This is a genomic window from Armatimonadota bacterium (assembly GCA_016789105.1).
GTDB lineage: Bacteria > Armatimonadota > Fimbriimonadia > Fimbriimonadales > Fimbriimonadaceae > UphvI-Ar2.
This window is the reverse complement of the sequence record JAEURN010000004.1, coordinates 100,790-116,271: the sequence shown is the minus strand read 5'-3', so window position 1 is coordinate 116,271 and position 15,482 is coordinate 100,790. Positions and strand designations below refer to the sequence as shown.

Here is a 15,482-nt window from a genome sequence, read left to right as displayed (position 1 = left end):
CGCAAACCACCTTCGAGTGGTTGCGCAACTCCTGGCTGACCGCATCGACCCTGCCACCGTCGCGGCGCTTCAATCTCCGGACCAGGCCGACTCCGAGCCGTTTAAAATCCAAACAAAGGTTCTGAAGCAGGTGGTTGCGGCCGACAAGTCAATCACGCACGCCGCCGTGCTCAAAGAAGTCGGTCCGACCTATTGCTTCCTTGCCGACGCGAGTTCGCTGGGTGATCAAAAGTCCAAATCCAATCTGCTCGATCCCGATGGGTTTGTCCCCAACGGGCTCATCCAATCCGTGGCGGATAAAGTCGCGGTTGCCGACACTTCCTTGGTCGAAGACCGTTGGGGAACCTGGTACTCGGCCTTTGCCCCGGTCGTCGATGAATCCGGTGCCGTCGTTGCCGCAGTGCAAGTCGACTCAGATTCTGCCCTCGTCGAAAGCTCTATTCAAGCTGGGTTGTCGGGATTCAAGTGGATCGCTGCCGCCATTGCCGCCGCCCTGGTCGGGTTGGCTTGGATCGTTTCCTTGTCCGTTCAACGCGGATTGGCTCAGCCTCAAGCCCAAACCGTGGCCGCAAAGGCAAAGCGGTTTGCTCAATTCCTTTTGCTGGCCGCCGTCCTCGGGATCGGCGTCGAAGCCGTTCGGATCCTTCACCGGCAAGAGAATTTGCGGACAATTCAAGAAAGCGCCGCCAATTGGGAGATCGCACGAGATGCCACCCGCCAGGCCTACTCTGATGCCGTTGCCGGCAAACAAATTTCAGATGAGGAATTGCAGACCCTGAAGTCCGCGCTTGGGGGAATCAACCAAGCCACAGTTTTTGACGACTTTGCCCAATTCAATGGGCGTAATGACCGATCAGCAGGATCGGCCCAGATGCAAAGCCAAATCGGTCGTATGGACAGGCAGCTGGCAGAATTCAGTTCCGAACAAAGCCAAATCATGGATGACCAGAATGCGGCTCAATTCCGGCTTCTTCTCGGCATCGCTGCCCTGAGCCTCATCGCAATCGGACTTTCCCAAAACGCCGCCAACCTCGACCGCCGGGTCCGAGAAACCGTCAGTGATTCCAATAATCTCCAAGCCCAACTTTCCAGCTTGGTTGAAAACCTGCCTGTCGGGATGTTTGTTTTGCGTAATGGCGAAGTGACATTCGCCAACGCTGAGTGGCGGTTCCAAACCGGAGCCAACGAGTCTGCCCCGACTTTGCAAACATTGGCTCAGTGCATCCATCCCGATGACCGAGATGAGACGATTCGCGTGATTTCAGAATCCTCGCGGACGGCGACCCCCTTCCAGACCGCCTACCGTATTCGGACCCAGCGCGGCCCTGCCCTCCATGTTGAAACCCGGGGCGTCCCCGTCTATGACCCGGACGGCGTCTGCCGCCAAATGATCGCATTCACCGTTGACCTCACCGCCACTGTCGAAGCCACCAATGCCATGGAATCGGCCTTTGAAGAGGTCGCCAACAAAAACAGGCTCCTTGGTGACGCCATGGCCGAGTTGGAACGCAACTTGGAAAACGTCGTCCGCGCCTTGGTTAAAGCCGTTGAAGCCAAGGATCCTTATACCGCTGGCCACTCCGAACGCGTCATGCAATACAGCGTTTGGCTAGGCGAGGCCATTGGGCTCGGCCCCTATGAGCTAAGGATCTTGGAATTGGGAACCCTGGTCCATGACGTCGGGAAAATCGGCATCCCCGATGCCATTCTCACCAAACCGGACCGATTGACGGAAGAAGAGTACGCCATCATCAAAAAGCACCCCGAATACGGTGTCAACATCATTGGCAACATCGACCTCTTCCGGGAATGCCTCCCTATCGTCAGGTGGCACCATGAAAGGCTGGATGGCAAAGGCTATCCCGATGGTTTGAAAGGGGACGAAATCCCGCTACTTGTCAGAATTTCGGCCATCGCCGACATTTTTGATGCCATGACCTCCACCCGGGCCTACCGCCGCGGGATGGATCTTGAAAAGGTTCTGGAAATCATGAACTCCGTATCGGAAAAGGGTGAAATCGATTCCAATCTGTTTGCAACATTTTGCCAAGTCATCCACAAAAAAGGCATCATCCCCCAACAACTCCAGCAAGAACCTTGGAAAGCCGCCTAATGCACTAAAGAGTTGCTACTTTCCTGCCAAAGATCAACACAGCAGTTCATTCGATACGCCAGGAACTACAGCCAATGAACATGGAACACAACCTCGCAGACCGACGCAAACATGCCCGATTCGAGCTGATGGACTACGCCATCCTCACCAAAGACGGCGAAACAGAAAGCACACGGTCGGTCATCGTCGATATCAGCCTTGGGGGACTCCAAGTCCGCTCCCGGGTTCCCTTTATCGCTGGGGCCAAATACAAACTGGAAATCGGCCGCGGCAACACCAACCCCATCTCTGTCCACGCGGAATCGCTCCATTCCAAGCCGATCGAGGATTCTGACCTGTTCAGCACCGGCTTCCGGCTCACGCCAAGCACCGCCATGGAACGGATCGAATGGGTGGAGTACGTCCACTGCGTCTTCAAGGCGCAGGGCGAGATGCTCACCGGCTGACCTAGATAAACTGGCGTTCAAAGATGATTTGGCCCCGGGTGTTCGCACCCGGGGCCAAAATTCTTTTCAAGTTTCGGTTTTGTTAGCTGGCGCAACCGCAGCCGCCGCAGCCGCTGCCCTGACCATCTTCTGTTTTGAAGCTGGAACCGCAACCACAGCTTGCAACCGCATTGGGATTTTCAATCTTGAAACCCCCGCCCATCATGTCGTCGACATAGTCCACGGTCGCCCCGTCCATGTATTGCAGGCTCAAGCCGTCGATCACGATGCGGATGCCGCCGTTGTCAAATACTTGATCGCCATCCTCGGCTTCGCCATCGTCAAGGGCCATGCCATAGGTCAATCCCGAGCAGCCGCCTCCGGCTACCCACACCCGGAGCGCGGAATCCAGTTTCTCCTGGCTGGCCATGAGATCTTTCAATTCGGTCGCGGCGCGTTCTGTAAGAGTGATGGACATCGGTTGTAGGAGGTCTCCTAATCTGTATTGTAGGCGAACAATTGGCCCAGCGTTGCCGGCGAATGGGCCAGACCTACCAACTTCCCGCGCCAAACATGACCATAGACCCCCTATTTCTCATGCGGGCGGCCTCTGACCGGATAGGGCCCCGCCCCGTGCGACATAATGAGGCGAACAAATGCCCTACGTCGTGACTGAACCCTGTATCGGGGTCAAAGACAAATCCTGCATGCAAGTCTGCCCGGTGGACTGCATTTATGAAACGGACGACATGGTGGTGATCAACCCGGACGAGTGCATCGATTGCGGACTCTGCGAACCGGAATGCCCCGTTTCGGCCATCTTTGTGGACACCGATGTGCCCGACAACTGGCGCGAATTCATTGAAAAGAACGCCGAGCAAGGCCGCAAGCTCGCAGATTCTTAAAGCGAGCCGCGCAAGAGCATTTCCCAACGGGGAGCCATGCGACGCTCCATCGAAAGGATTTTGACGCCGGTTCGGTACATCCCTTCCCGATCCCGATCCTCCAAGCTGTAGCGCACTTCCCCCGCGCAACTCACCACGCCGTTAGGGGTAACAATATCGGCCGTTACCGCTTCGCCCGGGCAAAGCCGCCCGCTGGAAACCATCCCAAAACCCTGTGGGCCGATATCGACGCAATAGCCCTCGGTGGTTGTTCCACCTTGGATGGTTTTGACCGGGAACAGGGGCACCTTGATCCGCAAGCTTTCCTCAGTCGCCGCAAACCGGGTTGGGGCGCACACCACCATCTTCAAGCGGATCCGCTTGGCTTCGACGATTTTTGCCGTTGTGCCTTCAATCCCGCAAATCCGCGCTTCGGTGGCCAAGTCGAGTTTGCCGATCTCCTTCAATCGTGCCATGACCGTCATCGACACCTTGTGGCCGAACCCCTCGATTCGAAACTCATCGCCTGGAGTTACGGCAGAATTGGTGAGTGTGCTCACTTCCAAGTCGTTGCCTTCGGCTGACTCGATCCATCCCGTGAAGAGCTTGGCATCGCTCAGCCGTTGAAACCGAGTGCGGGTTCCAACAAAATTTTCGATGCTGATCTTTCTCAATTCCGGGTTGCTCCAAACACACGGGTTGGCAACAGCTTGATGGCTGGTTGCCCGTCACACATTTAGGCGGCCTCGGAGAGGTACCGATCCCAACGGGGGCGGTGAACCCGGTCCATGTCGGTGAACATGATGCCGATCCGGTTCATCCCGTCGCGATCCTTGTCAGGCAGGCAGTACCGCACCTGACCCAGCGCCTCGATTGGTCCTAGCCGCGTATCCATCACAACCCGGACGCTGGCCCGTGCGTTGAGCTTGAATTGGCTCACGAGACCGATTCCCTGCTGGCCCACATCAATCACAAAACCCGTGTAGTCGCGCTCAGATTCGGAAATCTGGACGAAAACCTCGTTCGTTTGCATCCTGAGGCTTTCTTGGCTGGCCGCCAACCGGACGGGCGAACTCACGGAAAGTTCCAACTTGGATCGCCTCGCTTCGACGATCTTTACGTTTGTCCCGTCAACGCTCGTCACCTTGGCTTCTGCCATCGAGTCGAGCTGACCCACCGTCTGAAGCTTTGCGTTGAACACAATCGAGACTTTGTTGCCAAACCCTTCGAACCGGAACTCGTCGCCGATCTCCACCGCAAAGTTTGTATTCGTGGAAATTGTCACCAAATTGCCGTAAAAGTCTTCGATCCACCCAGCAAAGAGCTTCGCGTCTCGGAGCCGCTGGAAGCGGGCCCGAGTCCCCACAAAGTCTTTGGCTGAGATGCGTCCCATGCAAGTCCCTTAACTTACAATCGGGACAACGCCACCCCCCGCTCATCCATCCGGGTCAAAGCTGACTCAAAACCCGTAAAATGAACAGAGTGAGTGAAGCCACCCCCAGCCAGCAGACCCAAATCGCCCAGGAAAGGTTCATCATGGAATGGGGCCGCATGAGCTCAAGCTGGGGCATCAACCGGACTATGGCCCAGCTCCATGCCCTCTTGCTCGTTTCTGGCGAAGACCTCACGATGGATGAAATGATCGATCGGCTTCATATCTCAAGGGGCAACGCCAGCATGAACCTGCGAGACCTCACCGAATGGGGCGTCATCCAACGGTACCGCCGACCGGGGGATCGCAAAGACATCTACCGGACAGATGGCGACATCGTCCAAATGTTCACCCGTGTCGTCCGAGAACGGAAGAGGCGCGAAATCGACCCGACCGTGGCGGCAATCCGGGACTGCCTCGCCATGATCCCGGAAAGCGATGCCAGTGAGCAAGCCGAAATCGTTAGGAAACGATTGACTATTCTCATCGAAATATTCGAGATCATCGACCACGTTTTTGCCGAAGTGTTCCGGAGCGACGAAACCATTCGCCACTCCATGCAAACCCTCACCCTCCCCCAGAATTCCGATGGGGTGCAAAACCTCAAAGACCCACCAGGTTGAAAATGGGCCGGCCTGCGGTAACGTAAAGTCATGGCGCGCCCTGCCCGAACCGATCAATCGCCGCAGATCCCCGTCCGGCTGCCGGTTCTCCCCGTAAGGGACACGGTGCACTTCCCAGGCGTCATCCAAACTTTGCTCGTCGGGCGGGATATGTCCGTCCGGGCCCTCCAAGACGCCCTGAGCAAAGACCGCGAAGTCATCGTGGTCGGTCAGCGCGATCAAACGGTTGACGAACCCAAGGCCGCCGACCTCTACCCCGTCGGCACCCTTTCTGAAATCCTCCATGTCCTCCCCCTTCCGGACGGGAACATGCGCGTCGTCATGAGGGGGATGGTCAGGGTTCAGCTACGCCAACTTAAATTCCGGAACAAGTCTTTCTCCTCTGGGTACCAAGTCGTTGAAGCCGCCCCCGCCATCACCGCCAACACCGAAGCCCTTGTCCGAGAAGCTGTTGCCGTATTCCAGCAAGCCGCCTCGCTCGGTCTACAAATCCCGCCGGAAGTCAGCGAAACGATCACGGCTATCGAAGACCCGGGCCAACTCGCCGACACCGTGGCCCACCATATGCCGGCCCCCTCGGCGGTCAAGCAATCTCTGCTTGAACTGTTCGAAGCAGAAGAACGGCTCACCGAACTCGTCCGGTTCCTCACCCGCGAGCAACAAGTGCTCGAACTCCAATCCCAACTCCGATCCAAAGTCGAACGCGAGGTCGGTCAGACCCAACGCGAATTCTATTTGCGCGAGCAGTTGCGGGCCATCCAACAAGAGCTTGGGGCAGGCGACCACTTCAGCGAAGAAGGCGACGCCTACCGGGCAAAACTCGAAGCCCTTGGGCTGGAAGAAGAAACTTTGGACCGGGCCATGCAAGAAGTCCGCCGGCTTGACCGAGCCCCGTCCAGTTCGCCAGAAGGAATGGTCATCCGGAATTATCTGGACTGGCTCCTCGCCCTCCCCTGGAATACAATCACCGAAGACTCCATCAACGTCAACCAAGCCGTCTCCGTCCTCGACCGCGACCACTACGGGTTGGCGCTCGTCAAAGACCGGATCGCCGACTTCCTCGCCGTCCGGCAAGTCAGTAACTCGCTGCGGGGGCCCATTCTTTGCTTTGTCGGCCCCCCAGGCGTGGGGAAAACGTCGCTGGGCCGCTCGATTGCCGAAGCCCTGGGAAGGAGATTCCAGCGGGTCTCCCTGGGAGGCGTCCGGGACGAAGCAGAAATCAGGGGGCACCGGCGCACCTACATCGGTTCGATGCCGGGGCGGATCATCCAGGCGCTCAAACAAGCCGGAACACGGAACCCCGTTTTACTCCTCGACGAAATCGACAAGATGACATCGGATTTCCGGGGCGACCCCACCTCCGCCCTCCTGGAAGTCTTGGATCCCGAACAGAACAGCACCTTCAGCGACCACTATATCGAAGCCCCGTTCGACCTCAGTGCCGTCATGTTCATCTGCACGGCCAACTTGCTCGACAACATCCCGGCCCCCCTCCGCGACCGAATGGAAATCATCCGGTTCCCAAGCTACACCGAAAAGGAAAAGCTCGAAATCGCCAAGAAGTACCTCCTTCCCGAGAAGATCGCCGAACACGGATTAAAGAAAAACCACCTCAAAGTGGAAACGAAGGCCATTGAAGCGATTGTCAGGGAATACACCCGCGAAGCCGGAGTCCGGCAGCTCAACCGCGAAATTGCCACCATTTGCCGCAAAACCGCCCGGCGCATCGCCGCCGAACAAGCCACCTCTGTCCACGTTGCACCCGGCGACGTACGGGAGTTCCTGGGAAGGCCAAAGTTCCGCTACGGCCTCAAAGGCAAAAAGGATGAAGTCGGCATGGCGACCGGATTGGTCTACAGCGAATACGGCGGGGACATCATCAGCATCGAAACAGCCCTTGCCGCCCCATTCAGCGACCAGCCGACCATCCAGTTGACCGGTTCGCTCGGCGATGTCATGAAGGAGTCCGCCCACGCGGCCATGAGCTACCTAAGGCAAAACCAGGCGCACCTCAGCGGACATGAGTTCCGTTACGACATTCACATCCACGTTCCCGAGGGCGCCGTGCCCAAAGACGGCCCTTCGGCCGGTGTCACCATCCTCACCGCCATAGCCAGTGCCTACACCGGCCGGCCCGTTCGGTGCGACATTGCCATGACCGGCGAAATCACCTTGCGCGGACACGTCTTGCCCGTCGGCGGCATCCGCGAAAAGGTTTTGGCCGCCCACCGGGCCGGCATCCGCAAAGTCATCCTTCCGGCCGAAAACGAGCGCGACCTCGACGATTTGCCAGATGCTGTGCGCCAACAAATGGAATTCACATTCGTTAACACGGCGGACCAAGTCCTCGAATTGGCCTTAAGAGACCGGCCATGAACTCCTCCACCTGAGATGTGGTCACCCGGCATTCGCACCGTCGTGCGTTCTGGGCCCCCCAGTGGCCTGCCGCGCAACCAACGCCCTGGTTCAAAAAAGCGGTCAGTCACGGACACGGGGTTCCAAGGAGAGCATTTGCTGCAACGCCAACCGCGCCGGAATTGCAACTTCATCCGGGACAACCACTTGGTTGACAACGCGCCCGGCCACCAACTCCTCTAACACCCAGCAAAGGAAACTCGGGTGGATCCGATACATGGTCGAACAAGGGCAAATCTCAGGATCCAAGCAGAAAACTGTCCGATCCGGCAGCTCCTTGGCCAATCGCTGCACCAAATTCACCTCCGTACCCACAGCCCAAACAGAGCCCGGATCAGAATCCGAAACCAACTTGATGATGTGTTCCGTCGACCCGTTGTAGTCTGCGGCCCGCACCACGTCAAGCGGGCATTCTGGATGGACCACAACCTGAACACCCGGATGCTCGGCCCTGGCTTGGGAAATCTGCTCAACCGTAAACCGCTTGTGAACTGAGCAATGCCCTTTCCACAAAATGAACTTGGACGCCTTCAACTTTTCGGCGCTGTTTCCACCTAAAGGTTTAAAGGGATCCCAGAGGGCCATATCCGAGTCTGAATCGAAGCCGAGCTTGACCCCCGTGTTCCTGCCCAGATGTTGGTCGGGAAAGAACAAAACCTTTTCTCCCTGGCCCAGCGCCCATTCCACGGCGACCGGTGCATTCGTCGATGTGCAAACCGTGCCGTGATGCTCACCGACAAACGCCTTTAAGTTCGCCGCCGAGTTGATGTAAGTCACCGGGATGATCCCGGTTATCCCCAACTCCTCCAGTTGCCGCCAGCAAGATCGGACTTGGAAGATCCCGGCCATGTCGGCCATGCTGCAGCCCGCTGCCATGTTGGGCAGAATAACCTTTTGGTTGGCCGACGTCAGAATGTCTGCCGACTCTGCCATAAAGTGCACGCCGCAAAAAACAATAAACTCGGCCCCCGGGTGCGCCCCCGCGTCTTTGGCAAGTTTGTAGCTATCGCCCCGGTAATCGGCAAACTCGATGATCTCGTCGCGCTGATAGTGGTGGCCCAGAACCACCAACCGCGAACCCAAAGCTTGCTTTGCCGCAAAAATCCGCGCTCTCAGCTCATCGGCCGTTGCCGACGCATAATCTGCCGGCAGCGGGGCTTGACGTGTCATGCCAGGCCCCGGCCCAAAACTCCCGCCTGGACTGCCGCGACAATGCCCACTGCATCCAGCCCCCATTCGCCGCGGATGATCGGTTGCTTGCCATGCGTTACCCAAGCATCGGGAAGGGACATGATCGTCACACGCCGGGGCAATCTCTCGTTTTCAACCAAAAGGTCGGTCAGCTGTTGGCCAAATCCGCCGGCCCGGACGTTTTCTTCCACTGTCACCAAAAGGGTCGATGGTTTCAGCCAATCCGCAACCGTTTCCCAATCGATGGGTTTGCACCAACGGGCATTGATCACAAGGGCGCGGAGACCGGTTTCTGCCAACTGGGAAGCGGCCGCCCAGGCTTCTGTCACCATGGAACCGGCCGCAACCACCACCGCATCGACCCGATCTTCCGCCCCACGGGGGGTTCCCGGCACACCCAAAACCTCGCATTTGCCGAATTCGATCGCCGTGCGGCTTTCCGGGAGGTTCTCCGGCGCTTCCCCGCGCGGGTACCGGATGGCAACCGGGCCGGAATCGAATCCGGCCATGAACCGCAACATTTCACGGAGTTCGGTAGTGTCCCTTGGAGCGCAAAGGGCCATGTTCGGGATGTGGGTTAAAAAGGAAATGTCGAAGGCCCCATGGTGCGTTGGGCCATCGTCTCCCACCAATCCCGCCCGGTCCATCGCAAACCGCACCGGCAGGTTCTGAATGCACACATCGTGCAAAACCTGGTCGTACCCGCGTTGCAAAAAGGTCGAATAGATCGCGCAGAAGGGCTTGTCCCCGGCGGCGGCCAAACCGGCGGCAAAGGTCACCGCATGCTGTTCGGCAATCCCCACATCGTAATACTGACCGGGGAGCTTGGCCTTGAACGCGTTCAAACCCGTCCCATCGGGCATTGCAGCCGTAATCGCCACAACTTTGGACTCCGCCTCACCCAGTTCCACCATCGCGTCTCCAAAAACACTGGTGTAGGTCGGGCGGCCTGCTTTCAGTGGCATTTCACACTCCGAAAGGTCAAACGGCGTGACACCGTGCCATTTGGTCGCATTCTCTTCCGCAACCTCATAGCCCTTGCCTTTGACCGTGATCGCATGCACGAACACCGGGTAGCGCGCTTCTTGGATGTTCCGGAAAATCTCAAGCAAAGTCGGCAGGTCGTGGCCATCCACCGGGCCAATGTATTCGAAACCCATTTCTTCAAAAATTGTCCCGGTTTCTTCCGGAGCAAAGTAGTGGGTCACGCCATGGCGCAATCCGGCGGCAATCCGGGGTGCCGGGCCAGGGATCTTTTCGATTACCTTTTTGGCGTGTCGGGCCAAACCCTGCACATAGGGCCGTGACCGGAGCCGGTTGAAATAGGTAGTCAACGCGCCCACGTTCGGGGCGATGCTCATGCGGTTGTCATTCAAAATCACGCAAATGTCGGTCTGCAGTTCCCCAGCGTGGTTGAGCGCTTCCCAACTCATCCCGGCGCAAATCGCGGCATCACCGGTAACGGCAACGACCTTTTCTTTGCCGTTTTTGCGATCCCGCGCGGCCGCAAAACCCAATGCCGCCGAAATGGCTGTGCCAGCGTGCCCGGCTCCGAAAACATCCAACTCGTGTTCATCCCGCTTGAGGAAGCCGCTCAGGCCCTTGTATTGCCTCAAGGTCTCAAACCGCGGCAGCCGGCCCGTCAACAGCTTGTGGGGATAGGCCTGGTGGCCCGTATCCCAAACCACTTTGTCCGGGGGCATGTTGTATGCCGCATACATCGCAACGGTCAGTTCCACCGTGCCGAGGTTGGAACTGAAGTGCCCGCCTGTCCGGCTCACGTTGTCCAAAATCGCCTGGCGCACTTCGGCCGCAACTTCCAGCAGCTCCTTGTCCGTCATGGACTTCAAATCTGCGGGGCTGACGATTCGCTCAAGGTGCGGGTAGACCGGATCCATCTGTTCTCCTTCAACACTTCCTACGGGGATTCAATCCCATCGGCCCGCCAATTGGGCCGCGAGTTCCTTCAAAAACTGTTCGTCGTCGTCGTCGAAGGCGCCGATTTGGTGCCCATCGATGTCGATCTGGCCCAGGATGCCGCCTTGGCCATGGATCAGGACGACAATCTCGCTCCGCGTGAAAGCGGAGCAACTCAAATAGTTGTCCAAGCTGCGGACGTCATCAATCACCTGGTTCGCATTCTCGGCCACCGCCGTCCCGCACACGCCCCGCCCCACTGGAATCTCGGTATGGTCGGTCGGGGCCCCGCAAAAAGCGTCCAAATGCAGCATGTCACCCTGCAGGGCATAAATACCGCTCCAGTCGTAAGTGGAAAAACCGTCGAGCAAGCCCATAGCAAATTGCCTCAACTCCTTGCCATGCAAAGGGCTTTCTTTGACTTTGTCCAAAACCGCTTCGAACTCAGACCTGGTCGGCTTAGCCATGTTCCATCTCCCAACGCGCCAAAACGGCGTTTACATCCTCGGATTCTTCAGGGATGGCCTCAAGCACTGGGATGCCTTCCCACTTCCCACGGTCAAGGCCGCCAACTGCAATCCGGAACGGCGACCGCCGGCTCCCCACCGTGTCCCCGGCCGAAACCCGTTTGCCCTTGAGCACCCCCTGGCAAATCCCCAACAAAAGGCGCTCCGCCACCCCAAGGAACCGCTCTTCAACCCCAGAAATCTCAAACTCCTCCAAACCATATTTGCGCATCCCGAGGGTGTTCAAGGAATAGGTGCCTCCTTCCGGGTGACTGTGCACGGCGACGCTGTCTTGCACGGCAAAGCCATCGGGGACGGCCGCATGCAACGATTCGCCGGGGAGCCGGTAGACCTCGCTGACCGGATCCGCCACTAGTCCCCCGGTCAGCAGTGCCAGACGGTCGGCAACTTCCACCAAAAGCCGGACCGCCGGATGCACAAGGGGGTCATAGCTTTCAAAGGTCAACTGCACCAACATCCAGGTCGCCGCCATGCGCGACCGGGCATCCTCTGACAATGAGGCGGAACGCGGGTTGCGAAGAAACGAATCAGGGTTGAAGCCGGCCTCTTCTTTGCTCACAACCAGGCAACGAATCAAGGTCTTGCGGTCCAGGCTGGCAATCGCATAAGCCCCCCGCTCCATCGGGCGGCCAAGGTCTTCTTTGTCCCCTTTCATCGGGACACCAAAACCCACCACGGCCCCTTCCAATCCTTTGGGCTCAACCACCTGCCGGATGGCCGGCAACGGCATCTGGGCCGCCATCACGCTTAGATAAAATCCCGCATCGATCCCAAAACCCGGCCCCTTGGGCTTGGAGAACTTGAGCAACTCACCCAGCTTGGCCTTACGCACTGGCCACCGATTCCTCCGGCACCCGGCCGAACCTCGTCTGCAAACGGGCCCACCAAGCCGCTATCTCTTCTCCCGAGTAATGGCAAACAAATGCGCTCACAATCACCCATTGGAACAGCGGCACATTCATAGAATATTCGATATACCCGTGCATCAGCAAAGCCAAGGGGATGATGTACTTGCGCATCGGTTTGCTGAAAACCAATGTTGCCATGCCCAGTTCAACCACCAGCGTGCCGTAAGTGGCCAGCGTCACCAAAATCGGGGAGTAGATGAAATCGGGAACCGGGAATTTCTCAAACTCTTTGAGGTGGCCCGCATAGTAGGTCGCCGTCCCGTTCTGCCAAAGGTCGCCGCCCCATTTCAACCACACGGTCATGAAATAAACCACCGCCAGTTGGAACTGCACAAGCTTCTGTGGCCAAAGTGACACCTCTTCTACCGGCTTCCCTCGACCGAAAAACTTGCGGTCTAAGCTCAACACGGCCCCGCTCGGCCCAACCGCTACCGCAAAAACCCACATGCGCAACAGCCAGTCCCCAGCCATCAGGATGTCGGCATTGCGGTTGTGGATCGTGAGCATCAGCACGAACAGGGCGATGCTCGAAACACGGGTGAACAGCCCCAAAGCCGTCATCGCCGCCGCAACCATCCCAAGAATCAAGAACACCAAGGTGACGCGACTGTCCGTCACTCCTGCCAAGAGGTTGAAATGCGGGATGCCTTCAGAAAAACGCTCGCTCATCCAAACCGGATAAAGCCCCTTTTCCGTGAAAAAATCTTGGAATGAGACGAGAAGGACAGCAAAATCCGCCAGGCTCAACACCCCAATGATGATGCGGAATACGCCCATGGGCAACGGCGAGCCGTAACCAAATATCCCGTCGTCGATGCTTTTCCAAACCGACTTGAGCTTGGTCATGGTCGCATCCCCGCAATCGCCGTTCGGTCGATGAGCGCCGTGTAAAATCCGTTGGTCGAATAGTTGAAATCCGGCTTGGCGGGGGGTGCCGGAACGCGGTAAGAGTGCCACCGCAATGTCACGCGGACCGGCGGGTTGGATTCATCGGTCCATGCCTTGGCCGCGAACCAATTGGCCGTGTGCGGCCACTTCCATGAATATTGGGACTCCGTGATGCGTTCGCGGTATTTGCGATATCGCTCGTAAAGGAATTTGCGCGTCAGGGGCATTTCTGCCATCCGCGGGTACGGCTCCACCTTTTCGGAGCCGTCTGCGAATTCGACGACCGCGTCAATCCAGACGTCTTCTTGTGCCGGGTTGGGGGCAAACATGTCCCAGTACTGCCAAAACCCAAGCGTCTCGGTGTAGTAAGGGACTAACCACTCCTTTTGTCGCCAAGATTTCAAGTTGGCGATCTTGACTTCCGAATTCAGCTTGACCGGAGTCACGCCCGGCTTGGCAGCCCGGTTGAAATCCTCTTCGGTCGGAATGGGGATCGTCCGTGTGACAATCGCAAAACAGTGGAAGAATAACCAGGCTTTGATCGCCCAGTGCACGCCGCGCTTGCGGCCAGAACCTTGGCCAGTGTCATCCGACACGGCAATATTATAGAACATCCCCGCCGCGGCCCCCCGGCTTCGATTAAACTATCGCCCGCGTGAAGACCCACAAGACCGACTTTCTCGCCATCGGCAGCGGACTCGCCGGACTGGCATTTGCCCTCAAAGCGGCAGAACATGGGCAGGTGACCGTCCTCACCAAGGCCCAAATGCAGGATTCCAACACCTCTTGGGCGCAAGGTGGCATCGCCGCTGCCGTCGGGGAATCCGACTCGTGGGAACTCCATGAACAAGACACCCTCATCGCCGGTGCCGGGCTCTGCAACCCCGATGCCGTCAGGATGCTTGTTCAAAATGCCCCGGCGGCGATCGAGTGGCTTGCCGAGTTGGGAACCCGGTTCGACCTCTCGGCAAGTAATGCCCTCGACCTGGGGCGCGAAGGCGGCCATTCCCGCCACCGGATTGTCCACCATGCCGACAAAACCGGTTGGGAAGTGGAACGGGCGGTCAGCGAGGCCGTTCGCAAGCACCCGGCCATCCAAGTCTACGAAAACTGCTTTGTCACCGGACTGATCGTTGCCGATGGACAATGCATCGGGGCCGAGGCGATAGTCAACGACCTTGGACCAGTACAGTTTGCCGCCCGGGCCACTATGCTGGCCACCGGAGGGTGCGGCAAAGTCTATGCCCACACAACCAACCCCCGCGTCGCAACCGGAGATGGCGTTGCCCTAGCCCACCGGGCCGGGGCAGCCATTGCCAACATGGAATTTCAACAGTTCCACCCGACCACGCTCAAACATTCTCAATTGAGCGGTTTCCTGATCACCGAAGCGATGCGGGGGGCCGGGGCAACCCTCCGCAACCACAACGGACGCCGCTTCATGTACGATTACGACGACCGGCTGGAACTGGCCCCCCGCGACGTCGTCGCCCGTTCCATTGAGCGGGAGATCCAAAAACTCAAAACATGGTGCGTCTATCTGGATCCCACCCACCTGGATGCCGCCGATCTCCAGCACGAATTCCCGACAATCTGGAATCGGCTCCGTGAGATCGGGATTGAAATCGAGAAAGACTGGATCCCCGTCGTCCCCGCCCAACATTATTCCTGTGGAGGTGTTGTCACCGACCTGCAGGGGCGTACCGATATCCCACGGCTCTATGCCAGCGGCGAAGTCGCGTGCACCGGTGTCCACGGGGCCAACCGCCTGGCCAGCAATTCGCTTCTGGAAGCGATCGTCTTCTCCTTTGCCGCTTCCCAGGCCGTCGGCCATGAATCGCCGAATCTCCCGGCCAGCCCCGCTTACCGGGCGCCCCATTGCATCCCAGAAAGCGACGCCATCCATATCCGCCACGCCCTCCAAAAGCAGATGTCAACCCACGCCGGGATCTTCCGGACCGATGCCGGGCTCAGTTCGCTCCGTTCGTTCATTGCCGGAGCTTTAGATGATGTTGCCGCCCCGCCGAGCGCGCCGTTCAGCGCCTATTCGGCCGAGGCCCAGAACCTCCTGGAAGTTGCCGCCCTCATCGTCGATGGTGCCGCATCCCGAAAGGAAAACGTGGGGTTGCACTACAACGCCGACCTGGCCTGAACAACCG

At 58.2% G+C, this 15,482-nt stretch carries 15 protein-coding genes; 6 read left to right on the top strand and 9 right to left on the bottom strand.

Annotated elements, in window-relative coordinates; genetic code table 11:
- Positions 1 to 16 precede the first annotated feature (16 nt).
- On the top strand, positions 17 to 2,113 hold the full coding sequence (locus JNM28_03430; GenBank protein MBL8067477.1) for an HD domain-containing protein: 2,097 nt from the start codon (positions 17 to 19) through the stop codon (positions 2,111 to 2,113).
- A gap of 74 nt (positions 2,114 to 2,187) precedes the next feature.
- Entirely contained in the window at positions 2,188 to 2,559 is a 372-nt protein-coding gene (locus JNM28_03425; GenBank protein MBL8067476.1) for a PilZ domain-containing protein, read from the top strand.
- A gap of 82 nt (positions 2,560 to 2,641) precedes the next feature.
- Here JNM28_03425 and erpA read toward each other — a convergent pair whose 3' ends face one another.
- The gene (gene erpA, locus JNM28_03420) at positions 2,642 to 3,016 is read right to left on the bottom strand and encodes an iron-sulfur cluster insertion protein ErpA (protein MBL8067475.1); all 375 of its coding nucleotides are present in this window, start codon (positions 3,014 to 3,016) and stop codon (positions 2,642 to 2,644) included.
- A gap of 178 nt (positions 3,017 to 3,194) precedes the next feature.
- Between erpA and JNM28_03415 the strand changes: the two genes are divergently transcribed.
- A complete protein-coding gene (locus JNM28_03415; GenBank protein MBL8067474.1) occupies positions 3,195 to 3,443 on the top strand; it encodes a 4Fe-4S binding protein in 249 nt (82 codons plus the stop codon).
- Here the strand turns inward: JNM28_03415 and JNM28_03410 are convergent.
- Together JNM28_03410 and JNM28_03405 are read right to left on the bottom strand one after the other, a co-directional pair.
- Complete coding sequence (locus JNM28_03410) at positions 3,440 to 4,096, bottom strand: hypothetical protein (GenBank protein MBL8067473.1); 657 nt, start codon at positions 4,094 to 4,096, stop codon at positions 3,440 to 3,442. The genes JNM28_03415 and JNM28_03410 overlap by 4 nt on opposite strands.
- A gap of 62 nt (positions 4,097 to 4,158) precedes the next feature.
- Entirely contained in the window at positions 4,159 to 4,815 is a 657-nt protein-coding gene (locus JNM28_03405) for a PilZ domain-containing protein (protein ID MBL8067472.1), read from the bottom strand.
- A gap of 89 nt (positions 4,816 to 4,904) precedes the next feature.
- Between JNM28_03405 and JNM28_03400 the strand changes: the two genes are divergently transcribed.
- Both JNM28_03400 and lon read left to right on the top strand, forming a co-directional pair.
- Positions 4,905 to 5,477, top strand: coding sequence for a MarR family transcriptional regulator (locus tag JNM28_03400; protein MBL8067471.1), 573 nt, complete (start codon positions 4,905 to 4,907; stop codon positions 5,475 to 5,477).
- Positions 5,478 to 5,507: 30 nt separating this feature from the next.
- Entirely contained in the window at positions 5,508 to 7,853 is a 2,346-nt protein-coding gene (lon, locus tag JNM28_03395) for an endopeptidase La (protein ID MBL8067470.1), read from the top strand.
- Between the two features lie 102 nt (positions 7,854 to 7,955).
- On the opposite strand, the gene nadA is transcribed toward lon, so the two are convergent.
- Genes nadA through JNM28_03365 form a run of 6 tightly spaced genes read right to left on the bottom strand, consistent with a single transcriptional unit; the run spans position 7,956 to position 13,919 of the window.
- Positions 7,956 to 9,128 (bottom strand): quinolinate synthase NadA, encoded by a 1,173-nt coding sequence (gene nadA / locus JNM28_03390; GenBank protein ID MBL8067469.1) that lies wholly within the window; start codon positions 9,126 to 9,128, stop codon positions 7,956 to 7,958.
- Positions 9,059 to 10,981 (bottom strand): 1-deoxy-D-xylulose-5-phosphate synthase, encoded by a 1,923-nt coding sequence (locus JNM28_03385; GenBank protein MBL8067468.1) that lies wholly within the window; start codon positions 10,979 to 10,981, stop codon positions 9,059 to 9,061. Before JNM28_03385 ends, nadA begins: the two co-directional genes overlap by 70 nt.
- A gap of 30 nt (positions 10,982 to 11,011) precedes the next feature.
- Positions 11,012 to 11,467: a GAF domain-containing protein gene (locus JNM28_03380; GenBank protein ID MBL8067467.1), complete on the bottom strand. Its 456-nt coding sequence runs from the start codon at positions 11,465 to 11,467 to the stop codon at positions 11,012 to 11,014.
- Positions 11,460 to 12,359: a hypothetical protein gene (locus JNM28_03375; GenBank protein ID MBL8067466.1), complete on the bottom strand. Its 900-nt coding sequence runs from the start codon at positions 12,357 to 12,359 to the stop codon at positions 11,460 to 11,462. Before JNM28_03375 ends, JNM28_03380 begins: the two co-directional genes overlap by 8 nt.
- Positions 12,352 to 13,281 (bottom strand): HTTM domain-containing protein, encoded by a 930-nt coding sequence (locus JNM28_03370; protein ID MBL8067465.1) that lies wholly within the window; start codon positions 13,279 to 13,281, stop codon positions 12,352 to 12,354. Before JNM28_03370 ends, JNM28_03375 begins: the two co-directional genes overlap by 8 nt.
- A complete protein-coding gene (locus JNM28_03365) occupies positions 13,278 to 13,919 on the bottom strand; it encodes a hypothetical protein (GenBank protein MBL8067464.1) in 642 nt (213 codons plus the stop codon). The genes JNM28_03370 and JNM28_03365 overlap by 4 nt, the downstream gene beginning before the upstream one ends.
- A 59-nt stretch (positions 13,920 to 13,978) precedes the next feature.
- Here JNM28_03365 and nadB point away from each other — a divergent pair, with 59 nt between their 5' ends.
- On the top strand, positions 13,979 to 15,475 hold the full coding sequence (gene nadB / locus JNM28_03360; protein MBL8067463.1) for an L-aspartate oxidase: 1,497 nt from the start codon (positions 13,979 to 13,981) through the stop codon (positions 15,473 to 15,475).
- The last annotated feature ends 7 nt before the right edge of the window (positions 15,476 to 15,482 follow it).